Consider the following 22,408-nt stretch of genomic DNA (forward strand, 5'->3'; position numbering starts at 1 on the left):
CAGGATTATCACACGGTGCTACCGGCCGGAACTTTCTCCGGCCGCTCAGTGGACGCGCGACGGAAGTACACCGCGGCGAGACAGGCGAGGGCAACCACGAAGCAGGCGGCCGTATAGGGCGCGTTGCCGATGTAGGTGCCGCCCGGCGTCCGGCCGTCCGTCGCGTCGAGGAATTCGGGCAGCGCCGCGGCCCAGAGCACCGCGAACACCACCAGGTACACGACCGGATAAATGCGCACGTAGGGGGTGAGCGCTTCGGCGCTCCCCCGCCGCCACTGCCGGTACAGCAGGATCGCGCCGGCGATCCAGAGGGCGGCGATCTCGAGGGCGAGCACGATGCCCTGCGCGGTGCGGTTGGGCGTCTCGCCGCCGAAGATCGACGCCGGAATGCCCGCGATCGACATGCTGATCGGCACCAGCGCGCCCGCCACCAGCACCCGCCAGAGCAGCGCGAAGGCCCCGAGTCGCCGACGCCGGTTCGGCTGCTCGACCAGCTTCACGATCAGATAGGTCAGGGTGCCGAAGGACACCGACGCGAACAGCATGACGCTGTTCAGCGGGACCGAGGCCAGCAGTGGCTGGTTCAGATCGTTGTCCAGGTTCCAGGCCCACCACTTCAGCTGCGGTCCCAGCTGATCGAAGATCTCGTAGAACACCTGGCAGACGAAGGCGACGCAGACCGCGCCGATCAGGGCGCCGCGCTTGCGCTGGAAGACCCCGAGGGTGCGGACCAGCTCATAGGCCAGCTGGCTGAGCGCGGGATAGATGGCGATGATGTAGAGCGGCAGCCGGTCGTACATGAACTGCACCGTGAACACGTTGTGCGCGAAGAAGAATCCGACTTCTTCCTGCAATCCGAACCACTCCGGGAAGTACAGCGGCGGTTCGATGACGAACAGGTACACCAGCGAGGCGAACCACAGCGCGAGATTGGCCGGATCGCCGTCGCGGCGCAACCGGCGGATGGCGTGCACCAGCGCGAAGATCGCGCCCGCGATGATCAGGAGTTCCAGCACCGGCAGCGTCCAGTTCGCCAGCTCCGCCGGGTTACGCAGGGTGACAACGGGATTCACGTCATGGCAGGAGAAGCCGAGATCCCCGGTGATCCGTTCGGCTACCGGATCGCAGGTCGCGCTCATGCCGCCACCCCGGTCTGGCGCGCGGCGGCCGGACGCCCCTCGGTGTAGTCGGTGCCCGGCGGGTCCTGCCGAATATCGAAGGCGCGCGGCAGTTTCGCCCGGCCCAGCAGCATTTTGACCTTGTGCCGGAGCAGACCGGCGAGGAAGCGCGGGTTGCGGATCATCTCGGTCATCGACTCGTCGAGGTTGAACACGCGGGCGAAGTGGTCTTCGACGGCCGGATCTTCGCGGCCGGCGGTGGAGATCAGGTTGAACACCGGCCAGACCGTCGCCGCCGAGATCCGCCGCCGCCACGGCGCGACGACCTCGGTGCCGGTCGCGTGCTCGTAGCCCTGATCCCGGGCCATCGCCAGCATCCACGGCACTTCCAGCGACTTACGCTGCGCGGCCAGGAAGGTGGTGGCGAACCCGCGATCGAGCGTCGCCGAGGCGTGCAGCCGTTCGGCCAGGATGACCGCGGAACGCGCCGCCGAGCTCATGCCCTGGCCGTAGAAGGGGTTGAAGGCGCAGATGGAATCACCGATCACGGCCAGGCCGAGCGGCGGGTGCTGCATCAAATCGAAACGGCGCCACTTGTTTCCGGTGGATCGGGTGTGATGCACCTCGGAGATCTGTTCGCACAGATCCATCGCCGCGGCGAAGGCGGGCGTCCGGATCTTTCGCGCGGCGTCGACGAAATCGTCGACGTCCTTGGGCAATTCGTGGCCCCAGGCGCCCATGCACGCGATCGCGCGGTCGCCCTCGATCGGGAAGAAATTGACCAGGAATTCGTGCTCGACCGGGTGCGCGCCCTTGTCCTGGCTGGGCATGATCGCCATGTGCTCCCACCACCAGCTCGCCGGTCGTTCCTCGGGCAGTTGCAGCCACATCGAGGTGTAGGCGACCTTGGCGTCGAGTGACCGCACCGGCGGTTCGGTCCAGCCCGCGGCCGTCAGCCAGCTGGTGGCCGCCGAGCCGCGGCCCATCGCGTCGATCACCAGGTCGGTCTCGATGATCTCCTCGGTGCGGCTGGTGCCCTGCACGCGCACACCGGTGACCCGGCCGTTCGCGGTACCGCCGTCGACGGCCTGAATCCCCCGGACTCCCACCTGTTCCCGGATCGTCACGTTGCCGAGCGCGGCGACCTGGTCGCGCAGCACCCGCTCGATCATGATCCGCGAGCCGTAGATCATCGTCATCGATCCGCGCTTGCGCGGCGCCCACCCCTCCGCCTCGCAGTAGGCGGTGTTCAGCGAGGCGTTCAGTAGCCGGCCGCCCGCCGCGAGCAGCGTCTGCTCGAATCCGGGGAACAACGTCTCGATGGCCCGCCGCCCCGAGTTCAGCAGGAAGTGCGGGTGCTTGCTCTGCGGCACACCGCGCCGGTGATCCGCCCCGGCGGGTAGCGAATCCCGTTCCAGCACAAGCACTTCGTCGAAGTACGGCGCGACCGCGCCCGCGGCGCACAAGCCCGCGACGCTGCCACCGAGTACGACGGCTCGCCTACCAACCACCACGATCAACCACCTTTGGTCATACAGATCTGCCGAGAGTGTATGACCGTGGGTGGCCGGTCTGTCAATAGCGACTACAGGGCGGCTTCGCTGTCGCAGGTGAACTCCGCGACGTCGGCGGAAAGGATCTGGGCGTCGAGGTCGCCGGCGGTGCCCGCGCCGCGGAAGGCGTCGAGGGCCGCGCGGGTGGACCAGCGCTCCAGGATGTTGACGCGGTCCGGGTCGAGCAGGTCGGCGCCGAGGCTGAAGTCGAGACAGCCCGGGGTGGCGCGAGCCTGTTCGACGACCGCTTTGCACTGGTCGAGGTATTTTTCACGGTCGGTGACGCGGAGATGTCCGGCGACGATCAGCATGGCGCGGAGTCTATTCCGCGACGACGGACTTGACTTCAACATTACTTCAGGTTGTTGGCTGGAAATTCAGTGGCCAGGAACGCGTCGCTTTGACACCCTGAGATGTCGGACCCCAGTGGGAACATCACGGGCGTCGCGTTCTTGACACCGCAAACCACCAACCCGAGGGGGAGCTTTGTCAGTAGCACTGGAGATACCTGCCGCCGAATCGGAAGGCGACAGACTTCCGCGGCCTACGGCGACCACGCCGCCGGGCCGCCTGTTCTCGCTGCGCAGATTCGGGCCGTACGTGCGCCCGCACCGGAACACCCTGCTCGCGGCCACCGGGCTGGCACTGCTGAGCGCCCTGACCGCCGTGGTCATTCCGGTCGTGATCGCCCGGATCATCGACGGGCCGCTTGCCCGGGGCGACTTCGCCGGCCTGCTGTGGCCGGTGGCGCTGGTGCTGGCGCTCGGGCTACTGGAGGCGCTGGGTGTCTGGGGCCGGCGCTGGCTGGTCTCCAAGCCGGCGACCCAGGTGGAAATCACCATGCGCGCCAAGATCTTTCGCAAGCTGCAGGCACTGGCAATCGGGCGGCACGACGCCTGGGAGTCGGGCCAGCTGCTCTCGCGCGCGGTCGACGACATGGCGACGCTGCGCAAGTTCATCGCGTTCATCGGGCCGTTCCTGCTGATCCACCTGGTGCTGATTCCGGTCGGCATGGTGGTGCTGATCGTGCTGAGCTGGCAGATCGGGCTGCTGTTCGCGCTCATCGCGATCCCGCTGACCTGGTTCTGCGTCCGCTTCGAACGCAAGTACGCGGTGGCCTCGCGGCGCTCCCAGGATCAGTCGGGCGACTTGGCCACCACGGCCGAGGAATCGGCGCAGGGCGTGCGCGTGCTCAAAGCCTTCGGGCGCGGCGCGTTCTTCGGCACCCGGTTCACCGCACAGTCGCGGGAACTGCAGAAGACCGAGCTGCTCAAGGTGCGCCTGGACGCGAACCTGTGGTCGGCCATGGTGGCGGTGCCGCAGCTGGCCATCGCGTTCGCGCTCGGTTACGGCGCGTACGCGGTGGCGAACGGATCGATGACGCTCGGCACCCTGGTCGCCTGCATCACCCTCGCCAACTTCCTGCAGTGGCCGATCATCTGGACCGGCTTCCTGCTGGCCGAGTGGAACGACGCGCGGACGGCGGCGGACCGGTACTGGGAGATCATCGATACCCCGATCGATATCACCGATCCGGCCGAACCGGTGCGGTTGCCCGCCCAGGTGCGTGGTGAATTGCGTTTGGACGGTGTGCGATTCGGTTTCCCGCGCGAGTCGGACGCGGGGAGCGGGGACGTGCTCGAGAACATCTCGCTCACCGTGCGCCCCGGCGAGACGGTCGCGCTGGTCGGCGCCACGGGCAGCGGAAAGACCGCGCTGCTCAACCTGATTCCGCGGCTCTACGACGTCTCCGGCGGCGTGATCAGCATCGACGGCATCGACATCGCCGCGATGCGGGTCTCGGACCTGCGGTCGCTGGTGTCGGTGGCGTTCGAGGAGCCGGTGCTGTTCTCGGCGAGCGTGCGGGAGAACGTCGCGCTCGGCAACCCGGCGGCCACCGACCAGGACGTGCGGCGCGCCCTCGACGTCGCACAGGCCACCGAGTTCGTGGACAACCTGCCCTGGGGTCTGGACACCCGGATCGGCGAGCAGGGCATGAGCCTGTCCGGCGGGCAGCGGCAGCGGCTCGCGCTGGCGCGGGCCGTGCTGGCCGGCACCGGCCAGGGCGGCCGGGTCATGGTGCTCGACGATCCGCTCTCGGCGCTCGACGTGGAGACCGAGGAGCGGGTGCAGGAACGGCTGCGCAGCGTGCTCGCGGACGCGACGACGCTGCTTGTCGCACACCGGCCTTCGACGGCGGCGCTGGCCGATCGGGTCGCGGTGCTGGCCGGCGGGCGCATCGTCGCCGAGGGCACCCACGACCAATTGCTGCGCAGCAGCAGTGTCTACCGAGAACTGATGGGAGGTGAGCAATGAGCACCGAAACGATCGAGTCGAAAGACGCGGCGGCGCCGGAGGAATCGCACCGACGCGATGAGGTCGCGGATTGGCGTGGCATCGCCAGCGAGGACAAAGAGGTCACCGCGACCGGAAACCTGGTGCTGGCCGAGCGTTCCCGGCGGCTGTTGCTCGACCTGGTCCGGCCCTACCGCCGCCAGGCGATTCTCGCGCTGGTCCTCATCGTGGTGGACAACGCGGCGAAGGTGGCCGGTCCGCTGTTCATCGCCTACGGCCTGGATACCGCGATCACGCAGGGCGGCAAAGGCAACTGGGCGCCGCTGACCTGGACCGTGGCGGGATATCTCGGCACGGTCGCGCTCAGCATGGTCACCACCTTCGTGTTCCTGCGGGTCTCCGGAAAGCTCAGCCAGAGCGTGCTTTTCGATCTGCGCGTGCGCTCGTTCGCGCACATGCAGCGGCTCAGCGTGGCGTTCCACGAGAAGTACACCTCCGGCAAGGTGGTGTCCCGGCTCACCGGCGACATCGAGACCTTGCAGGAACTGCTGGAGAGCGCGCTCAACCAGGCGATCAGCGCGATCCTGTCGGTGGTGACCATCGCGGTCATCCTGGTCTACCTGGATCTCACGCTGGCCGCGATCGTGCTCGCCGGGTTCGTCCCGCTGCTGCTGGTCACCCGCTGGGCGCAGCGCCGGCAGCGCGCCGGCTACCGCAAGACCCGCGGCGCCATCGCGAAAGTCGTTGTGCAGTTCGTGGAATCGATGGGCGGCATGCGCGCGGTCCAGGCGTTCCGCCGCGAACAGCGCAACGAATCGGTGCTGGCCGCCGAGGACGCCGCCTACCGCCAGGCGACGGTGTCCGCGATGCGCGGCATGGGCGACTACGCCGGCCTGACCAGGCTGCTCGGCAACCTGACCACGGTGATCATCATCGTGGTGGGCGCCTGGATGGTCATCGAGGGCAACCTCGCGGTCGGCGTGCTCGCGGCATACCTGTTGTACCTCACCGAGTTCTACGGTCCGCTCGACGAACTCGCACAGGTCTTCAACGCGTATCAGTCCGCCGCGGCGGCGCTGGAGAAGATCTCCGGTGTGCTCGAAGAGGAGCCGTCGGTGCCGGAGCCGAAAACGCCGGTGCCGCTCGGAAAGGCGACCGGCGCGGTCCGGATGGACAAGGTCTGGTTCGGCTACGCCGCCGGATCGAAACCCGCGGACCTGCCGGACGGCCCCGACATAGACCTGGTCAAGCGGCCCGCCGATGAAGCCGGCAGTGCCGCCGAGCAGTTCGACGCCGACCTGCCCGGTTCCACGCCGGTACTGCCCGAGTTCAGCCTGGAGTTGCCACCCGGGCAGGTTGTCGCCCTGGTGGGCGCGACCGGCGCGGGCAAGTCGACGCTGGCCAAGCTGCTCACCCGGTTCTACGACCCGTCCGGCGGGGCCATCACCCTGGATGGTGTCGATCTACGGGACGTGGCGGATGACGACCTGCGGCGCAACGTCGTCATGGTGACCCAGGAGGCGTACCTGTTCTCCGGTTCGGTGGCCGACAACATCCGGCTCGGCCGACCGGACGCGACCGACGCCGAGGTGCACGCGGCGGCCCGCGCGGTCGGGTTGTACGACTTCGTCCACAAGCTTCCACAGGGCTTCGACACCGATGTGAAGAAGCGCGGTGGCCGCTTGTCGGCGGGGCAGCGGCAGCTGGTCGCGTTCGCCCGGGTGTTCCTGGCCGATCCCGCGGTGATCGTCCTGGACGAGGCCACCTCGAGCTTGGATATTCCGAGCGAGCGGCTGGTCCAGCGGGCACTGGAAACCGTGCTGCACGGGCGCACCGCGGTGATCATCGCGCACCGGCTCTCGACGGTCGCGATCGCGGATCGTGTGCTGGTGCTCGAACACGGGCGCATCGTCGAGGACGGCGCGCCCGCCGAACTGATCACCGGCAGCGGCCGGTTCGCGGGCCTGCACGCGGCCTGGCGCGAATCGCTGGTGTGAAAGGGGCGGTCCATGCGTGCCGCGGCCGGCTGCGGGGTTGGCCGGGCGCGGGCGCATGGTCCGTGACCGCCGGGGGCGGTGCGGAGTCGCTGGTGTGATGCAGGCTCTTCTGGTTTGTCGCTTACGGTAGATAGGTGACCAACCCAGCCCCTGGCTCCGGCACCGCTTCCCGCTGGCCGGCGATGCTCACGTGGCGCGCGCACAACGCGACGCGGATGGAGTCGGTGCGCGTCACCCTCAACGGCAATCGCATCCGCGCCGCCGGGCGCATGATCGGCGGCGCCTGCGACGAACATCCCGCCTTCAGCGCCTCCTACGACCTGGTCACCGACGAGAGCGGCGTCACCAAACGGCTATCGCTGCGCACCACCACCCCGGCCGGGGAGCGGCATGCCTCGCTCGCCCGCGACGAGGAGAACTACTGGCTGGTCGACGCGGGCGGCAGCCATGTGCGCTCCACCTTCGCCGGTGCGCTGGACGTCGACGTGGTGCTGAGCCCGTTCTTCAACACCCTGCCGATCCGGCGCTTCGGATTGCAGAACGCGGTGCAGGACGTGCAGGTCCCGGTCGTCTATGTGCGACTGCCGGATCTGCTGGTGCAGGAAGCGAGCCTGACCTACAGCAGCGGTCCGCACGGCATCAACGTGCTGTCTCCTGTGTCCAGCGCCACCGTCACCGTCGATGCCGACGGTTTCGTCCTCGACTACCCGGGCCTCGCCGAACGCATCTGACCCGCAATGGGTGGTGGTCAGGGGAGTTTGGTGAGGATGCCCCCGCGATGGCCGGCCGCGCGGAGCGCCTCGAGCCAATTGTGGTCGCCGGGGCGGATATCGGTGATTTCCCGGCGGTCGGCGGTTTCGTAGGCCCGTCGGCCGTCGTGGCCGGCTTCCACCAGGTCGGCGAGAGAACCGTTGTCGCGCAGGCTGTCTCGGGCCGCGGTCAGTACGGTGAGGGTGTCCTCCAGCACTTCGAGCAGCGCCCCGGCGTTCGGCTCGCAGATGGCGCGCACCAGGTCGGGCGCGGTTCCGGCGACGCGGGTGCCGTCGCGGAACGAACCCGCCGCGAGCCCCAGGGCCAGCGGTCCACCGCTCGCGCCGCTGACGGCCAGCGCTTCGGCGAGCACGTGCGGCAGGTGCGAAATCCGCGCGACCGCGCGATCGTGTTCTTCGGCCACTACCGGCACCACCACGGACCCACAGTCCAAAGCCAACCTGACCACCCTGGTCCACGGCTCCACATGTGTGCCCTCGTCGACGCCGACCGCCCACACCGCGTCCCGGAACAGCTCGGGGAAGGTTGCCGCCCAACCCGATTCGGAGGTTCCCGCCATCGGATGCCCGCCGACGTAGCGCGCCGCCAGGCCGTGCTTGCGCACCGCCGCCAGCACCGGCCCCTTCACGCTCACCACATCGGTCAGCGGGCAACCCGGAGCGTAGGTGGCGATCGCGCTCAGCAGGTGATCGACGGCGGGCATCGGCACGGCGACCACGAGCAGCGCGTCGGACTCGGCGGCCCGGGTCAGTGCGGCCACCAGATCGGAGGTCACGTCGAACCCGTCGGCCCGCGCGGCCTGGGCGCCGTCCTCTGAGCGGTTGTAGCCCCAAGCCTTATAACCCGCGGCGGTGGCGGCACGGACCAGGGATCCACCGATCAAACCGGTTCCGAGCACGCAAACGGGGGCCTTCGGGTCAGGCGTCATCGGAACAGATTGGCATACGACTTCAACATTTCGGGTCAGGCAGACTACCGTTGCGACCATGGCAGCACAGCGCTCGGGCACGAACAGTGCGGCGTCGGAAGACTATGACGCCGTCGAGGGGTTCGCCGTGGCGGTGGTCCGTGAAGAAGGCAAATGGCGGTGTAGCCCATTGAGCCAGGCGGCCCTCACCAATTTGTCCACAGCGGAAACCGAATTGAAGGCTTTGCGCAGCTCAGGTGCGGTGTTCGGGCTTCTGGACGTGGATGACGAGTTCTTCATCGTGCTGCGGCCGGCCCCCAGTGGCACCCGGATGCTGGTTTCGGACGCGACCGCCGCGATCGACTACGACATCGCCGCCGATGTGCTCGAGGTCTTGAACGTCGAGATCCCCGATATCGACCCAGACGAACTCGACGATGTCGAGCCCTGGGAAGAGGGCGATCTGGGCGTGCTCGCCGATCTGGGTCTGCCGGAGCCGGTGCTGAGCGTCATCCTCGCCGACACCGACCTGTACCCGGACGAGCAGCTCGGCATGATCGCCCAGCGTCTCGGTTTCGCCGATGAACTATCGGCGGTCCTGGACAAACTGCCACGGTGATCTCGGACGCGGAGATGGTGCGCGCCGCGCTCGCCGCGGCCGCTACCGCCGATCCCCGTGACGTCCCGGTCGGCGCCGTCGTCTTCGACGCGTCCGGCCGCGAACTGTCCCGCGCCGCCAACGCCCGCGAAGCCCTCGGTGATCCGACCGCGCACGCCGAGGTCCTCGCGCTCCGTCGAGCCGCCACCGTGCACGGCGGCGGCTGGCGCCTCGAGGGCTGCACCCTCGCCGTCACCCTCGAGCCCTGCACCATGTGCGCCGGCGCCCTTGTCCTGGCCCGCGTCGACCGCGTCCTCTTCGGCGCCTGGGAACCCAAAACCGGCGCCGTCGGCTCCCTCTGGGACGTAGTCCGCGACCGCCGCCTCAACCACCGCCCCCAAGTCCGCGGCGGCATCCTCGAACCCGACTGCGCCGCCCTCCTCGCGTCCTTCTTCTCCCGCCAACGCTGACCAGGCGATTTAGCGATCCACCCCCGCTCCGGTATGGTTGTCGGCGGTGGCGTGTCCGAGCGGCCTAAGGAGCACGCCTCGAAAGCGTGTGACGGGTAACCCCCGTCCGAGGGTTCAAATCCCTCCGCCACCGCCAAGAATGCCTCCGCCCTGATTCCCTCAGGTCGGAGGCATTTTTACGTCAACCGCTCCGGGCAGCTCGGCCGCCCAGCGGATTCGTCAAGCGTCAGTTCGGATTGGGACATGCCCTTGGCGTCGGCGGCAGCCTTGAGCCGCTGATCCAGATCTGCTGACCACTTGACCGACCGTTTCACAAGGACACCCTCCGCCCCCGGCGGCGGCAGCTCGGGCACCGGCGCGTCGAAGTCGTAGGTGAGGTTGTCCATCCAGTTCTTCAGATCTGCAGTTGTCTGCGGCAGTTTGTCGCTCATTGCCGTTCCTCCCAAGCAGCGAAGGCTTCCAACTGGTCGGCCATCCAAACCGGCATGTGAGGCTCGGACAGCCATCTTCCGTCGGGCATAAAGAACCGCCTGGGAGGTACCGCCTTCGATAGTTCTGTTTCAGCGTCGGTTCAGGAGACCCCCGCGCTTTCCGGCTCGCGGTCTACCGCGTCCGGGAAGGCTTGTTGCTGGTAGCCGCCGCGGAGGGTGCCTTCGAGGTAGGCGGTGCGGCAGGCGCGGCGGGCGATCTTGCCGCTGGAGGTGCGGGGGATGGAGCCGGCGGGGACGAGCAGGACGTCGCGGACGGTGACGCCGTGGCGTTGGGAGATCGCGGCGCGGACGGTGTCGGCTACTGGTTGGGGGTCGAGTTTGGCTGCGCCGCTGCCGCGTTCGGCGACGATGACGAGTTGTTCGGAGGTGTCGTCGGCGTCGAACTTCAGGCCGGAGTGGCTGCCCTGGTCGAAGACGAGGGCGGGCAGCTGGTTGGCGGGGACGGAGAAGGCGGCGATGAAGCCGGGGCGCAGCGCCGAACTCGACTCTTGGGCAGAGTATTCGAGGTCCTGCGGGTAGTGGTTGCGGCCGTCGACGATGACGAGATCCTTGACGCGGCCGGTGATGTAGAGCTCACCGTCGACGTAGGCGCCGAAATCGCCGGTGCGCATCCAATGCGCTTCGGGGTCGGTGCCTTTGGCGTGACTCTCGGGCTGGCGGGACTGGAGTTTGTTGCGGAAGGTGGCTTCGCTCTCCTCCGGACGCCCCCAGTAACCGATGCCCATGTTCTCGCCGTGCAGCCAGATCTCGCCGACCTCACCCTCGGCGCGTTCGGCGCCGGTGTCCGGATCGACGATGACGGCCCACTGCGAGAGCGCGACGTAACCGCAGGAAACCTGCGCGATCGCGTTGTCGGCCTCGGGATCCGTCTCGACCATGCGGCCCGCGTTCAACTCGCCGCGGTCGACGTAGACGACCTTGGCCTCGTCCTCGGCCTTGGTCGCGGAGACGAACAGCGTCGCCTCGGCCATGCCGTAGCAGGGCTTGATCGCGGTCTTCGGCAGCCCGTAGGGCATGAACGCCTCGTTGAACTTCTTCATCGAGGACACCGAGACCGGCTCGCTGCCGTTGATCAAACCGATGACGTTGGAGAGATCGAGCTCCTCCCCCGCCTTCGGACGCCCCCGGGCCGCGGCGTGCTCGAACGCGAAATTCGGTGCGGCGGCGAAGGTTCCGGCGCCGTCGGAGACCGCGGCCAGCTCCTTGATCCAGCGGTAGGGCCGCCGCACGAACGCGCTCGGCGACATGATGGTGATGAACCCGCCGCCGATGGTCGGCAGGATGACGCACAGCAGCCCCATGTCGTGGAACAGCGGCAGCCAGGTGACCCCGCGCGAGTTCTCTTTCACGCCAATGGCATCGATCATCTGCAGCAGGTTGGTGCCGACCGCGCGGTGGGTGATCTCCACGCCGGCGGGCGTCCGGGTGGACCCGGAGGTGTACTGCAGGTAGGCGACATTGTCGATGTTGATGTCCGGGCGCACCCAGGTCTCACCGACGCTGTCGGGAATCGCGTCGACGGCGATGATGCGCGGCCGTTGCGCGGCGGGCAAGTGCCGGAAGAAGTTTCGCACACCGGCCGCCGAGGTGGAGACCGTCAGGATCGCGGCCGGGGTGCAGTCGCCGAGCACGGCGTGTAGCCGGTCGGTGTGACCCTGTTCCTCCGGATCGAACAGCGGCACAGCGATATTGCCCGCGTAGACCGCGGCGAATATCGACACCACATAGTCCAGTCCCTGCGGCGCGAGCACCGCGACCCGGTCGCCCGGCTGCGAAACCTGTTGCAGCCGTGCGGCTACCGCACGCAACCGGACACCGAACTCGCACCAGGTGAGGTCCTGGTACTCGCCGTCACGCTCGCGCGAGTAATCGATGTAGCGGTAGGCGAGGGCGTCGCCGTTCTCCGCGCTGTGCTTGTCGACGAAGTCGATCAGGGTTTTGTCCCCGAGGATCTTGATATTGCCCTGTTCGTCCAGATAGTCGTCAAAGGTCTCGCCGATCATCGCTTTTATCCTTCATCCAACGCACGCACCGGGAGTGCCGTGACACCGAACACAGATCGACCATGGAGCGCCGGGAAGGTTAGCAGGTTATGCGCCCATAGTCATTCCGCCTGGATATAACTCGGCTTCTCCCTAGTACCGCCCGAAGGCGATGGCCACGTTGTGGCCGCCGAACCCGAAGGAGTTGTTCACCGCGTAGTCGATGCGCCCGGGGCGGGCCTGACCCTTGACGATGTCGAGATCGACGTCGGGGTCCTGGTTCTCCAGGTTCAGGGTGGGCGGGACGACGCTGTCGCGGACGCTGAGCACGGTCAGCACCGACTCCAGCGCCCCCACCGCGCCGATCGAATGTCCCAGCGCCGACTTGGGCGCGTACACCGACGCGTGGTTGCCGATGGCTTTGCTGATCGCGTTCGCCTCGGCGGTGTCGCCGATCGGGGTGGCGGTGGCGTGGGCGTTGATGTGGTCCACGTCGCGGGCGGTGAGGCCCGCGGTCTGCAGCGCGCGGGTGATCGCGCGGGCGGCGCCGGAACCCTCGGGATCCGGTGCGACCAAATGGAATCCGTCGGAGGTGACGCCCGCGCCGAGGATCCGGGCGTGGATCGTCGCGCCGCGCGCCTTGGCGTGCTCCTCGGTCTCGATCACCATCATCGCGCCGGCCTCGCCGAAGACGAACCCGTCGCGGTCCATGTCGAAGGGCCGCGAGGCCGCCTTGGGATCGTCGTTGCGGGTGCTCATCGCGCGCATCATGGTGAACGCGGCGATCGGCACCGCCTGGATGGAACCCTCCACGCCGCCGGTGACCACCATGTCGGCGTCACCCATCACGATCATCTTCCAGGCGTTGGCGATCGCTTCCGAGCCCGAGGAGCAGGCCGAGACCGGAGTGCACACGCCCGCACCGGCGCCCAGCTCCAGGCTGACGCAGGAAGCCGGTCCGTTGGGCATGATCCACTGCACGGTCAGCGGGGAAACCTTGCGGTAGCCGCCGTTCTGCATCTTGTCGCGCTGATCGATGATCGCCTCGGCGCCGCCGAGGCCGGTGCCGATCGAGACGCCGAGCCTGGTCTTGTCCACCTCGGGGCTGCCCGCGTTGCGCCACACCTCACGGCCGAGCACCGTGGCCATTTGCTCGCAGTAAGCCAGCCGTCGGGCTTCGCCCGGAGTGAGGTCGGCCGACGGCGAGACCTTCAGGTGCCCGCCGATCCGGACCGGCAGTCCGAACTGGTCGATGAAGGAGTCTTCCAGCACGTCGATCCCGCTCTCACCGTTGAGCAGGCCCTTCCAGGTCGAATCGACATCGCCGGCTATGGAGGTGGTCGCGGCCAGGCTGGTCACGACGACATCGGGGAAGTTGCCACGCTGGGTGGACGGTTTCTGCATGGGGCTCGCTCTCCTGGCATCACGGGTTGAACCGGGGAACTGCGCGGGAAGATCGGCAAAGCGCCGCAAGCCTAGAACGGCTCGGGCCGAATCGAATTATCGGGCAGGTCGAGCTAATCCGCAGCAAGACACGCAACCTGGTACTGGCGTACTAAATGAGCGGTCGGCGGCGCACACTGCCGCGCAGCGCTGTGACGTCTCGAGTAACGTGCACTGCGCACTGCGGTAACGAGAGCTTGCAGCTGAAAGGTGGACAGTGACGGGCGGGCGGATGGTCGGGCTGTTCGCCGGGATCGGCGGGCTGGAACTCGGCCTCGCACGGCACGGCTGGCACAGCGAGCTGCTGTGCGAGATCGATCGCGGCGCCCAAGGCGTGCTCGCCGCACACTTTCCCGGCGTCGAGCTGCACGCCGACGTCACCCGGTTGCGCGCGATCCCGGCGGGCACCGAACTGGTGGCGGCCGGTTTCCCGTGCCAGGACCTGTCCCAGGCCGGGCGCACCGCGGGCATCACCGGGTCCCGCTCCGGCTTGGTCGACGAGGTGTTCCGGCTGGTGCGCCGCAAACGCGGTCCGCGCTGGCTGCTCATCGAAAACGTCCCGTTCATGCTGCAACTGGGCCGTGGGGCGGCGATGCGCCACATCACCGGCGTACTGGAGGAACTCGGCTACACCTGGGCGTACCGGGTGGTCGACGCGCGCGCGTTCGGGCTGCCGCAACGCCGCCAGCGCGTGCTGATGCTGGCCTCGCGCACCGAGGATCCGCGCCCAGTGCTCTTCGGCGCCGATGCCGGTCCGATGGAAGTCGGTGACCCGCAACGGGATCCGTGCGGTTTCTACTGGACCGAAGGGGTGCGCGGGCTGGGGTGGGCGGTGAACGCGGTGCCGACGCTCAAGGGCGGGTCGGCGCTGGGCATCGCGAGCCCGCCCGCGGTGCGGCTGCCCTCCGGCGAGCTGGTCACACCGGGGATCGTCGACGCGGAACGCTTGCAGGGCTTCGATTCCGGATGGACGGCCCCCGCGACCGAGGTGCCGGGCGTGCGGGCCGGGCATCGCTGGAAGCTGGTCGGCAACGCGGTGAGCGTGCGGATGGCGGAGTGGATCGGAGCGCGGCTGGCGGACCCGGCAGGCGAGTTTCCGAGAGGGACGCCGTTGGCCGACGGTGAGGCCTGGCCGACAGCCGCGTGGGGTCGCGCCGGAGCGGTTGCTCAACGTATGCCGGTATCCACCTGGCCGGTCCAGGAACCCTACGAGGATCTCAAGAATTTCCTCGCCGATTCGCGCTTGCTCTCCGCCCGCGCCACCGCGGGATTCCTACGCCGCACCACCCTGGGCAATCTGAGATTCCCGCCCGGCTTCCTCGATGACGTGCACAGCCATCTGGCGCGCATGCAGGCCTGAGTAACTTGGTATTCGATGACCAGTGCCCGGCCCCGAACCGACGCGGCGACCAGTGCCCGCATGTCCCGCCAGCGGCGCAGCGGCACCGCGCCGGAGCTGGCATTACGTAAGGAACTGCATCGGCGCGGTCTGCGCTATTTCGTCGATCGCGCACCGCTACCCGGGCAGCGCCGGAGGGCCGACGTGGTATTTCCGCGGTTACGTGTCGCGGTCTATGTCGACGGGTGTTTCTGGCACAGATGCCCGCAACACGCGACCGATCCGAAGAACAATGCCGAATGGTGGGCGGCCAAACTGGCCGGCAATGTGGCCCGGGACCGGGCGACCGATGCCGCGCTGATCGCGGCGGACTGGCAGGTTATCCGCATCTGGGAGCACGAGGACCCGGTGACGGCGGCCGACCGGGTGCAAGCCGCGGTACGGCGCTGAGTTACCGGTGCCGGCGCTGCACGATGCCGGTCGGGGCGTGCGTGGCCAGATATCCGGACACCACCATGGCCACCATGAGCGCGAACCCTGCGAAAGCTGTCATCAGACCGTTCATTGGAACTCCTCTTCCCGCATGTACTCGATTCCAGAATCCGCCCCGAACCTGGCAGGACTCTGAGGTCGCGATGGCAATGAGGTGCGAATGCGCCCGGATGGCAGAGAATGGACCCCGTGACCGATAGCCGAGAGGTTGCTTGGCGACGTCAAAGGGTCGTCCCGTGGTGCATGGCGGTGGCCTTGGCGCTCGCCGGGCTCTGCTATTCGTCCTGGGTGCTGGAGTTCGTGCTGCCCGTCCACGCCGACCCGGTCAACTCGTTCCTGAGCGAACTGGACGCCGAAGGCAAGCCCTACCGCTGGGTCTTCGCCACCGGCGACAAGGTCACCGCCGCCCTGCTCATCCCCACCGCCCTGGCCGGGCTGTGGATCTTCCCCAGACGCCGCCTGACCACGATCGGCTGGGTCGCCCTGCTCTGTTTCGGCGCCGCGACCATCGCCGACGTCCTGCTACCCCTGTCCGACTGCGGCTCCCCGGGCGCACCGCCCTGCGGCGACCACAGCGCGCTGTTCCCGCAGCTGCACCAGCCGCACGCCATGACCAGCACCCTCGCCGTCACCTCGATCGCGGTGGCCGTCTTCGCCTTCAGCCTTGCTGCCTTCCGCTACCGCCCGCATTGGCGCGTCCTGCGCGAACTCGGCCTCGCCTTCCTGCTCATCGGCGCGCTCGCCACCGTCTGGATGCTGGTCGCCGACAACCTTTCCGGCGACTACGCCCTCGGCATCGCCCAGCGCATCCAGGTCGGCGCGATGTCGCTGTGGCTGGGCACCCTCGGAATTGCCGTGCTCCGCGAAGCCCGCGATGCCATGCTGTCCCGGTGAACGCTCGTGTGAACATCTCCTCGGAATCGGAATTCGAAGACGTCGTCGGCTACTCCCGCGCCGTCCGGATCGGCAACCACATCGCGGTCAGCGGCAGCACCGCCGCGGCCCCCGGCGGCACCGCGGTCGGGGGCGACGACATGGCTGAACAAGCGCGAGAGGCTTTGCGCCGCATCGCCACCGCCCTCGACAAAGCCGGTGCGAGCTTGTCCGACGTCATCCGCACTCGCATCTTCGTCACCGACATCTCGCGCTGGCCCGAGGTTGCCGAAGCGCACCGCGAGTTCTTCGGCGAGATTCGCCCCGCCGCATCGATGTACGAGATCCAGGCCCTGATCACCCCGGCGCTGTTGGTGGAGATCGAAGCCGACGCCGTCATCGCCGAGTAGTCACCTTCCAACTCTGAGCGACAATCTCGGTTCTGGTCGGTGATTGTCGCTCAGAGTTGGAAGAGTAGGACTGTCCCCTCTCCGGGCGCGTCCACAGCGCTCATTTCCAGGCGGGGAGAACGGGCAACTGTCCGCTGAGGTCGGCGCCGACGGAGCGGCCGAGGAGCCAAGCGAGCAACACATTCGCCGGGCCGGAGACCGTGCGATCGGGTTCGCCCGCACCGATGGTCGCGGTGAAGCCGGTATCGGTCGCGCTGACCGCGAAAGCCGTTGTGGGAGTCTCGGATTTAGCGGCAACCTTCGTAAGATCGATTGCTGCTTCCGGCAGCAGCCGGGTGACGAACGATTCGGGCCAGTCGGCAGGCTGATACCCGATCCCGAGATCCACATGATGAATCTCGACCTCCCGCAACCGCATCCACGGAATGAAGGACCCAGGCATCTCCCCACCCTGCCGATTACGCACGGTAGCGGTCCAGGACTGCTCCGGAGCGGTACGCGCCAGCTCCAGCCACTTCGCGGCGGTGGCGTCGACATCGGCCAGCTGCTCCGCCAGCCCACGCGGCGCACCGTCCTCGATGTCCTGATCCCGCACGGAAACGCTTGCGTACTGCGGAGTTACCACCCCGGTCCGCGCCCACGTCAGCAAATTCACCAAACTGTCGGCATTACGCGCGATATGCGCCAGCACATGCCCCCGCGTCCACCCGGGCAGCAACGAAGGCTCCCCCACCTCCTTCTCACTCATCCCCCTGATGCCCTCGAGCAGCCGAACAGTCCCCTCGGCCACTTGATCGATAACGTCAACAGGAGCGGCAGTCTCAGCGCTGTTCACACCCCCGACCCTAACGCCGAGGAGGGGGGTCCGGGGGGCGAAGCCCCGCCGGGCGGGGTGTGGGGGCTCCGCCCCCACAAATTGGCACGCAATGCAGAGTGGCCCCTGCTCCAGGAGCAGGGGCCACCCAAATTGCGTGCGCCCGAAGGGATTCGAACCCCTAACCTCTTGATCCGTAGTCAAGTGCTCTATCCGTTGAGCTACGGGCGCATAGTTATTCAGTTGTTCTTACCCGGCGAACCGGGCTTGGCGGAGGCGAGAGGATTTGAACCTCCGGTCCCCGTGAAGGGACAACTCATTAGCAGTGAGTCCCATTCGGCCGCTCTGGCACGCCTCCTGGAGCCTTCTCTTCGAGGGCACCGGTCCTTTCGAACCGCCGAGCATGAAGATTACAGTAGGCACCGTACAGAGCACAAAACGCCTGGTTATCTACCGTAAGTTGCTGTCGAACCAGTCGAAAATGCGGGTTTGGGAAGCGATGAAATCGGCGTCGTCTTCGTCGGCTTCGCGGCCGGCGTGATCGGCGCGGTGGTGCAGGCCGGGGTAGCTGACGATGAGGGAGGCGACGGCGGCGCGGGCGGTGGCGTCGCGAAGTTCGTCGATGTGCGCGGGCGGGGTGTGCGGGTCGTCGGCGCCGTAGAGCCCGAGCCAGGGCGCTTGCAGGCCGGGGGCGGCTTGGACCAGGGCGTCGCAGTCTTCGGTGAGGGGTTCGATGATGCCGGGGGCGGCGACGCTGACGGCCGCGCCGACCGGGCGATTGGTGGCGACCAGGAACGCGGCGGTGCCGGCGTGGTCGAACCCGAGAACGCCGATGCAGTCGGGGAAGACGCCGTGCGCGGTGAGCCAGTCGTGGCAGGCGTCGAAGTCGTCGAAGAGCTCATCGCCGAAGACTTCGTGAGAAGGATCACCGTTGGCGCGGTGGAAGAGGTTGGGTGCGACCACGGTCCAGCCGTCGAGCGAGAGCGCCTGCATGAGCTCCAGCAACGGCGCGGTGAACTCCCGGGATTCGTGCAGGACGACGATGGCGCCACGGGCATGCCCGTCCGGCTCTATCACCATGATCGGCACGTGGGCGTCGGCGTCGGAACGCTCCGCCAGGGCGGTGGCTCGGCGTAGGGGGGCAATATCGTCAAAGGTGCCCGACATGGAATCCAGAGTAGGGCGGCGGCCTGATCTTGGCGAGAAGTTGCATGTGAGCGCGTTCTAACCGCAATTTTTCCGGTACGGATGACCGGGTTGACGGCGGCGCTGAGCTCGGAATGAGACCTTCACCTCAGGCGGTCCCGTTTAGGGTGTAGGGGTGAGCGCGCAGATCCGGCCGGACCTTTCCTCTATTCCGGCGTACACCCCCGGCCGCAGCTATCCCGGCGCGGTCAAGCTCGCCAGCAACGAGACCACGCTGCCCCCGCTGCCGGCCGCCGCGAAGGCGATCGGCGCGGCCGCCGAGCTGGCGCACCGCTATCCGGACAACCAGGCCACCGAACTGCGCGCGGCGCTGGCGGATTTCCTGGGCGTCGCAGTGGAGCAGGTCGCCGTCGGCTGCGGCAGCGTCGCGCTGCTGCAGGAGCTGGTGCAGATCACCTGTAGTTCGCCACAGGACGAGGTGCTGTTCGCGTGGCGCTCGTTCGAGGCGTATCCGATCGTCACCCAGGTCGGCCACGCGAGCGCCGTCCAGGTGCCGCTGACCTCGGACCACGTGCACGATCTGGACGCGCTGGCGGCGGCGGTGACGCCGCGGACGAAGCTGGTGTTCGTCTGCAACCCGAACAATCCGACCGGCACCGCGGTGGGCCGGGACGCGCTGGTGCGCTTCCTGGATGCCGTCCCGTCGGATGTGCTGATCGTGCTGGACGAGGCCTACTACGAATACCTGCGGATGGCCGGGACCGGACAGTGCCCGGACGGCGTCGAACTCGGCCGCGGCCGCCCGAATGTCATTGTGCTGCGCACGTTTTCCAAGGCCTACGGCTTGGCCGGCCTGCGGGTCGGCTACGCGGTCGGCGATCCCGAGGTGATCACCGCGCTGATGAAGGTGCATATCCCATTCAGCGTGAACCGGGTGGCGCAGGCGGCGGCGATCGCCTCGCTGGAGGCGCGCGGCGAGCTGCTGGACCGCACCGACGCGCTGATCGTCGAGCGGGAGCGGGTCCGGGACGCGATGCTGGCGGCCGGCTACGACGTGCCGCCGAGTGAAACGAACTTCGTCTGGCTGCCGCTGCGCGAGCGCAGCGGGGCGTTCGCCGAGGCGAGCGCGGACGCGGGGGTGCTGGTGCGGCCCTACGCTTCGGACGGGGTGCGCGTCACCGTCGGCGACCCGCACGAGAACGATCTGTTCCTGCGTTTCGCCACCGATCCGGAAGTCGCCGCACGCTTCATCTGAGCCCGGCCGCGATGGCCGGCCAGGAGGCGGCGAGTTCGTCTATCCAGTACGGCCAAGAGTGCGTGCCGGTCGAGCGCAAGTTCACCGCTGCCGGAATGTGCAGGGCGGCAAGGCGATCGGCGAGGGCGCGGGTACAGGCGAAGGCGCCGGCCTCCAGCGGGCCGCCGAAGCCGATCGCGCTGAACAGCTCCGGGTTGCCGGGCACGTCGTACTTGCCGGGGAAGCCGTTGCCGGCGGAGAGGTAGATCGCCTTGCCGCGCAGCGCTTCCGCTTGCGAGAGCACGTCGTGGGCCTGCCACTGCGGATCGTCCTCGGTGCCGAACATGTTGTCGGCCTTGCCGTTATAGGTGGCGATTACGGCGCGGGCCTGGGCTTGCCCGGCATCGCTGCCCATTTCGTAGCAACCGCTGTGCCCGGCGACCGCGGCGTACAGCTCCGGCTGCCGGACCGCCAGCATCAAGGCGGCTTCGGCGCCCATCGAGACCCCCATGACGGCGTTGCGGCCGTTGCCGTCGAAACGGGCGTCGATCAACGGGGGCAACTCGTCGGTCAGGAAGGTTTCCCATCTGTTCAGGCCGAGCACCGGATCTTCGCGGCGCCAGTCGGTGTAGTAGCTGGCCGGGCCGCCGACGGTGAGCACCACGGTGACGTCTTTGTCCTCGAAGAATTCCTCGGCGCCACCGAGCACGGTCCAGTTGTTGCTGTCGGACTTCGCGCTGCGGCCGTCGAGCATGTAGACCACGGGTCTGGAGCGAGAGGTGTTGCGCGGCAGCAGAACCTGCACTTCGACGGTGCGGTGCATGGCGGGCGAGGAGACGAACACCCGGCGCTTGCGTTCCCCGTCGCGGACGACACGTTCGATGAAAGGTCTGTCCGGCGTCGGGTTGGTGGGCTCGGCCGGATCCGGTTTGTCGGAGGAGCCGCTGTTGGGCTTGGCCGGCGGTTCGGCGAAGGTCGGCGGCGTCCCGATCGCCGCCGCGCCCGCGAGCAGCGCGACGGTGACGACGACGACGGACAGCCGAGACCGCATAACCCCATCCTGCCAGAAATGTACGGTTCTCCCCCCGCGCCAGCGGTTCTCGCGGCGAGTTATGCGGGCGCGTCGAGGTTTTCCTGCCACCGGCGTTCGACGCCGAACAGCCGCCAGACCGCGATCGCCACCGCCCAGGTGAGGACGAACAAGCCGACGATGATGTAGCCCAGGGCGCCCAGATCCAGGTTGCCGATCCAGGCCACCGGCCCGCCTTCGATGCCGAGCTTCTCCACGAAGATCGAGATGATCTCCTGGCCGCCGATGAGCAGTGCCACCGCGACCGAGAGGCCGGTGATCACCAGGTTGTAGTAGATCTTGCGGACCGGTTTGGCGAAGGCCCAGTCGTAGGCGTAGCTCATGAAGGAGCCGTCGAGCGAGTCGAACAGGGTCATGCCGGCCGAGAACAGCACGGGCAGAACGAGAATCGCGTACCAGGGCAGGCCGGTGGCCGCCGCGCCGCCGGCGATGACCAGCAGGCCGACCTCGGTGACGGTGTCGAAGCCGAGGCCGAAGAGCAGGCCGACGGGGTACATGTGCCGGGGCTTGCGCACCAGACGGACCACCGGATGCAGGATGCGGTTGAGCAGGCCGCGGTGGTCGAGTTCGCGTTCCAGGGCGGCCTCGTCGAATTCGCCGCGGCGCATGCCGCGGAAGACCCGCCAGATGCCCAGCAGCGAGGCCAGGTTCAGCAGGCCGATCGCGATCAGGAAGGCGCCGGAGACGCTGGTGCCCCACAGGCCGGTCCAGCGCTGTAGCGAGGAATCCTCGTCCTCCAGGTTGGCGGCGAGCGCGCGCACGCCGAAGGCGAGCAGCGCGACCAGGATGAACACCACGCTGGAGTGACCGAGGGCGAACCAGAAGCCGACGGTCTGCACCTTCCGCTTGCCGTTCTCGGCGACCAGTTTCCGGGTGGTGTTGTCGATGGCGGCGATGTGGTCGGCGTCGAAGGCGTGCCGCATGCCCAGGGTGTAGGCGGTGACGCCGAGGCCGACGCCGAAGACCGCGCCGCCGACCAGGTGGTTGCCCGGCACCACGAACAGGAGCAGGGTGCCCCAGCCGATGATATGGAGTGCGATGACGGCCGCCGCCATCCCGATGATGCTGCGCACAAGACCTCACAACCTCTAGAACCAGTGGCTAAACGGTACGACAGACTTATGACAGCGCGGCTGCCCGCCGAGCCTGGCAAACTCCGACTCGGTCGCTTGACTGACAGCGCACGCCAATCCATCTGGGATTACGCCGAATTCGGGCACACGGTCAGCACACCGGTCGTACGCTTTTCTACGGGCCTTCTCCCCCTCACCAGGAGAGTTGGCTACTTCACGGCATCACCGGCAGCCCGGTCCGGCCGCGCTCCGCCGATGCCGCCCGGCGCTCCTCGCGCATACTCTGCGCGAACTTTTTGCCGGCGCCGGTGC

General features: G+C 67.9%; 21 protein-coding genes and 3 tRNA genes. 11 read left to right on the forward strand and 13 right to left on the reverse strand.

The genetic code is table 11. The features are described 5' to 3' along the window. Window positions 1-8: 8 nt before the first annotated feature. The 3 genes from AB0M14_RS04955 to AB0M14_RS04965 form a co-directional block, all read right to left on the reverse strand. Window positions 9-1,139, reverse strand: a complete 1,131-nt coding sequence (locus tag AB0M14_RS04955; protein ID WP_364988884.1) for a hypothetical protein — start codon at window positions 1,137-1,139, stop codon at window positions 9-11. Then, window positions 1,136-2,632 (reverse strand): hypothetical protein, encoded by a 1,497-nt coding sequence (locus AB0M14_RS04960; protein ID WP_364988886.1) that lies wholly within the window; start codon window positions 2,630-2,632, stop codon window positions 1,136-1,138. The genes AB0M14_RS04955 and AB0M14_RS04960 overlap by 4 nt, the downstream gene beginning before the upstream one ends. A gap of 71 nt (window positions 2,633-2,703) precedes the next feature. Next, complete coding sequence (locus tag AB0M14_RS04965) at window positions 2,704-2,982, reverse strand: antibiotic biosynthesis monooxygenase family protein (RefSeq protein WP_364988888.1); 279 nt, start codon at window positions 2,980-2,982, stop codon at window positions 2,704-2,706. Window positions 2,983-3,157: 175 nt separating this feature from the next. Between AB0M14_RS04965 and AB0M14_RS04970 the strand changes: the two genes are divergently transcribed. The 3 genes from AB0M14_RS04970 to AB0M14_RS04980 all read left to right on the forward strand — a co-directional run bounded on the left by AB0M14_RS04970 (window position 3,158) and on the right by AB0M14_RS04980 (window position 7,694). Next, window positions 3,158-4,987 (forward strand): ABC transporter ATP-binding protein, encoded by a 1,830-nt coding sequence (locus AB0M14_RS04970; protein ID WP_364988890.1) that lies wholly within the window; start codon window positions 3,158-3,160, stop codon window positions 4,985-4,987. Beyond that, on the forward strand, window positions 4,984-6,963 hold the full coding sequence (locus AB0M14_RS04975) for an ABC transporter ATP-binding protein (RefSeq protein ID WP_364988892.1): 1,980 nt from the start codon (window positions 4,984-4,986) through the stop codon (window positions 6,961-6,963). The genes AB0M14_RS04970 and AB0M14_RS04975 overlap by 4 nt, the downstream gene beginning before the upstream one ends. Window positions 6,964-7,145: 182 nt before the next feature. Continuing rightward, window positions 7,146-7,694 carry a putative glycolipid-binding domain-containing protein gene (locus AB0M14_RS04980; RefSeq protein WP_356972226.1) on the forward strand — a complete coding sequence of 183 codons (549 nt, stop codon included), beginning with the start codon at window positions 7,146-7,148 and terminating at the stop codon, window positions 7,692-7,694. 17 nt (window positions 7,695-7,711) lie between these two features. Here the strand turns inward: AB0M14_RS04980 and AB0M14_RS04985 are convergent, their stop codons facing one another. Next, entirely contained in the window at window positions 7,712-8,662 is a 951-nt protein-coding gene (locus AB0M14_RS04985; RefSeq protein ID WP_364988894.1) for a prephenate dehydrogenase, read from the reverse strand. Window positions 8,663-8,720: 58 nt separating this feature from the next. On the opposite strand from AB0M14_RS04985, the gene AB0M14_RS04990 reads away from it, so the two are divergent. The 3 genes from AB0M14_RS04990 (at window position 8,721) to AB0M14_RS05000 (ending at window position 9,845) form a co-directional block, all read left to right on the forward strand. Then, window positions 8,721-9,260: a tRNA adenosine deaminase-associated protein gene (locus tag AB0M14_RS04990; RefSeq protein WP_364988896.1), complete on the forward strand. Its 540-nt coding sequence runs from the start codon at window positions 8,721-8,723 to the stop codon at window positions 9,258-9,260. Continuing rightward, the gene (locus AB0M14_RS04995; protein WP_364988898.1) at window positions 9,257-9,709 is read left to right on the forward strand and encodes a nucleoside deaminase; all 453 of its coding nucleotides are present in this window, start codon (window positions 9,257-9,259) and stop codon (window positions 9,707-9,709) included. The genes AB0M14_RS04990 and AB0M14_RS04995 overlap by 4 nt, the downstream gene beginning before the upstream one ends. A 45-nt stretch (window positions 9,710-9,754) precedes the next feature. Continuing rightward, window positions 9,755-9,845, forward strand: a tRNA-Ser gene (locus tag AB0M14_RS05000). A gap of 40 nt (window positions 9,846-9,885) precedes the next feature. Here the strand turns inward: AB0M14_RS05000 and AB0M14_RS05005 are convergent. The 3 genes from AB0M14_RS05005 to AB0M14_RS05015 form a co-directional block, all read right to left on the reverse strand. Next, window positions 9,886-10,140, reverse strand: coding sequence for a hypothetical protein (locus AB0M14_RS05005; RefSeq protein ID WP_364988900.1), 255 nt, complete (start codon window positions 10,138-10,140; stop codon window positions 9,886-9,888). Window positions 10,141-10,280: 140 nt separating this feature from the next. Continuing rightward, window positions 10,281-12,200, reverse strand: a complete 1,920-nt coding sequence (gene fadD32, locus AB0M14_RS05010) for a long-chain-fatty-acid--AMP ligase FadD32 (protein ID WP_364991308.1) — start codon at window positions 12,198-12,200, stop codon at window positions 10,281-10,283. Between the two features lie 135 nt (window positions 12,201-12,335). Beyond that, the gene (locus AB0M14_RS05015) at window positions 12,336-13,586 is read right to left on the reverse strand and encodes a KasA/KasB family beta-ketoacyl-ACP synthase (RefSeq protein ID WP_364988902.1); all 1,251 of its coding nucleotides are present in this window, start codon (window positions 13,584-13,586) and stop codon (window positions 12,336-12,338) included. Between the two features lie 271 nt (window positions 13,587-13,857). On the opposite strand from AB0M14_RS05015, the gene dcm reads away from it, so the two are divergent. The 4 genes from dcm (at window position 13,858) to AB0M14_RS05035 (ending at window position 16,739) form a co-directional block, all read left to right on the forward strand. Beyond that, the gene (gene dcm / locus AB0M14_RS05020; protein WP_364991311.1) at window positions 13,858-14,985 is read left to right on the forward strand and encodes a DNA (cytosine-5-)-methyltransferase; all 1,128 of its coding nucleotides are present in this window, start codon (window positions 13,858-13,860) and stop codon (window positions 14,983-14,985) included. Window positions 14,986-15,000: 15 nt separating this feature from the next. Then, window positions 15,001-15,414: a very short patch repair endonuclease gene (locus AB0M14_RS05025; protein ID WP_364988904.1), complete on the forward strand. Its 414-nt coding sequence runs from the start codon at window positions 15,001-15,003 to the stop codon at window positions 15,412-15,414. 231 nt (window positions 15,415-15,645) lie between these two features. Beyond that, complete coding sequence (locus tag AB0M14_RS05030) at window positions 15,646-16,350, forward strand: DUF998 domain-containing protein (protein WP_364988906.1); 705 nt, start codon at window positions 15,646-15,648, stop codon at window positions 16,348-16,350. Beyond that, entirely contained in the window at window positions 16,347-16,739 is a 393-nt protein-coding gene (locus AB0M14_RS05035; RefSeq protein ID WP_364988908.1) for a RidA family protein, read from the forward strand. The genes AB0M14_RS05030 and AB0M14_RS05035 overlap by 4 nt, the downstream gene beginning before the upstream one ends. Before the next feature lie 100 nt (window positions 16,740-16,839). Here AB0M14_RS05035 and AB0M14_RS05040 read toward each other — a convergent pair whose 3' ends face one another. The 4 genes from AB0M14_RS05040 to AB0M14_RS05055 all read right to left on the reverse strand — a co-directional run bounded on the left by AB0M14_RS05040 (window position 16,840) and on the right by AB0M14_RS05055 (window position 18,720). Further along, a complete protein-coding gene (locus AB0M14_RS05040; RefSeq protein WP_364988910.1) occupies window positions 16,840-17,652 on the reverse strand; it encodes a maleylpyruvate isomerase family mycothiol-dependent enzyme in 813 nt (270 codons plus the stop codon). Between the two features lie 59 nt (window positions 17,653-17,711). Beyond that, window positions 17,712-17,784: transfer RNA gene (locus AB0M14_RS05045), tRNA-Arg, on the reverse strand. A gap of 37 nt (window positions 17,785-17,821) precedes the next feature. Continuing rightward, a tRNA-Ser gene (locus AB0M14_RS05050) sits at window positions 17,822-17,911 on the reverse strand. A gap of 92 nt (window positions 17,912-18,003) precedes the next feature. Then, complete coding sequence (locus AB0M14_RS05055) at window positions 18,004-18,720, reverse strand: dienelactone hydrolase family protein (RefSeq protein ID WP_364988912.1); 717 nt, start codon at window positions 18,718-18,720, stop codon at window positions 18,004-18,006. A 154-nt stretch (window positions 18,721-18,874) separates the two neighbouring features. Here AB0M14_RS05055 and hisC point away from each other — a divergent pair, with 154 nt between their 5' ends. Beyond that, complete coding sequence (gene hisC, locus AB0M14_RS05060; RefSeq protein ID WP_364988915.1) at window positions 18,875-19,954, forward strand: histidinol-phosphate transaminase; 1,080 nt, start codon at window positions 18,875-18,877, stop codon at window positions 19,952-19,954. On the opposite strand, the gene AB0M14_RS05065 is transcribed toward hisC, so the two are convergent. Beyond that, window positions 19,947-20,984, reverse strand: a complete 1,038-nt coding sequence (locus AB0M14_RS05065; protein ID WP_364988917.1) for an alpha/beta hydrolase family protein — start codon at window positions 20,982-20,984, stop codon at window positions 19,947-19,949. The genes hisC and AB0M14_RS05065 overlap by 8 nt on opposite strands. A gap of 59 nt (window positions 20,985-21,043) precedes the next feature. Next, window positions 21,044-22,078: a HoxN/HupN/NixA family nickel/cobalt transporter gene (locus AB0M14_RS05070; protein ID WP_364991314.1), complete on the reverse strand. Its 1,035-nt coding sequence runs from the start codon at window positions 22,076-22,078 to the stop codon at window positions 21,044-21,046. Between the last annotated feature and the right edge of the window lie 330 nt (window positions 22,079-22,408).

It is taken from the genome of Nocardia sp. NPDC051832 (assembly GCF_040681285.1).
Taxonomy (GTDB): Bacteria; Actinomycetota; Actinomycetes; order Mycobacteriales; family Mycobacteriaceae; genus Nocardia.

What these genes read in the sequence shown, in the direction of transcription:
- AB0M14_RS04955 (WP_364988884.1), bottom strand. Translation starts at nt 1,139, where the DNA reads ATGAGCGCGACCTGCGATCCGGTAGCCGAACGGATCACCGGGGATCTC.
- AB0M14_RS04965 (WP_364988888.1), bottom strand. Translation starts at nt 2,982, where the DNA reads ATGCTGATCGTCGCCGGACATCTCCGCGTCACCGACCGTGAAAAATAC.
- AB0M14_RS04975 (WP_364988892.1), top strand. Translation starts at nt 4,984, where the DNA reads ATGAGCACCGAAACGATCGAGTCGAAAGACGCGGCGGCGCCGGAGGAA.
- AB0M14_RS04980 (WP_356972226.1), top strand. Translation starts at nt 7,146, where the DNA reads ATGCTCACGTGGCGCGCGCACAACGCGACGCGGATGGAGTCGGTGCGC.
- AB0M14_RS04985 (WP_364988894.1), bottom strand. Translation starts at nt 8,662, where the DNA reads ATGACGCCTGACCCGAAGGCCCCCGTTTGCGTGCTCGGAACCGGTTTG.
- AB0M14_RS04990 (WP_364988896.1), top strand. Translation starts at nt 8,721, where the DNA reads ATGGCAGCACAGCGCTCGGGCACGAACAGTGCGGCGTCGGAAGACTAT.
- AB0M14_RS05005 (WP_364988900.1), bottom strand. Translation starts at nt 10,140, where the DNA reads ATGAGCGACAAACTGCCGCAGACAACTGCAGATCTGAAGAACTGGATG.
- AB0M14_RS05015 (WP_364988902.1), bottom strand. Translation starts at nt 13,586, where the DNA reads ATGCAGAAACCGTCCACCCAGCGTGGCAACTTCCCCGATGTCGTCGTG.
- dcm (WP_364991311.1), top strand. Translation starts at nt 13,858, where the DNA reads ATGGTCGGGCTGTTCGCCGGGATCGGCGGGCTGGAACTCGGCCTCGCA.
- AB0M14_RS05025 (WP_364988904.1), top strand. Translation starts at nt 15,001, where the DNA reads ATGACCAGTGCCCGGCCCCGAACCGACGCGGCGACCAGTGCCCGCATG.
- AB0M14_RS05055 (WP_364988912.1), bottom strand. Translation starts at nt 18,720, where the DNA reads ATGTCGGGCACCTTTGACGATATTGCCCCCCTACGCCGAGCCACCGCC.
- AB0M14_RS05065 (WP_364988917.1), bottom strand. Translation starts at nt 20,984, where the DNA reads ATGCGGTCTCGGCTGTCCGTCGTCGTCGTCACCGTCGCGCTGCTCGCG.
- AB0M14_RS05070 (WP_364991314.1), bottom strand. Translation starts at nt 22,078, where the DNA reads ATGGCGGCGGCCGTCATCGCACTCCATATCATCGGCTGGGGCACCCTG.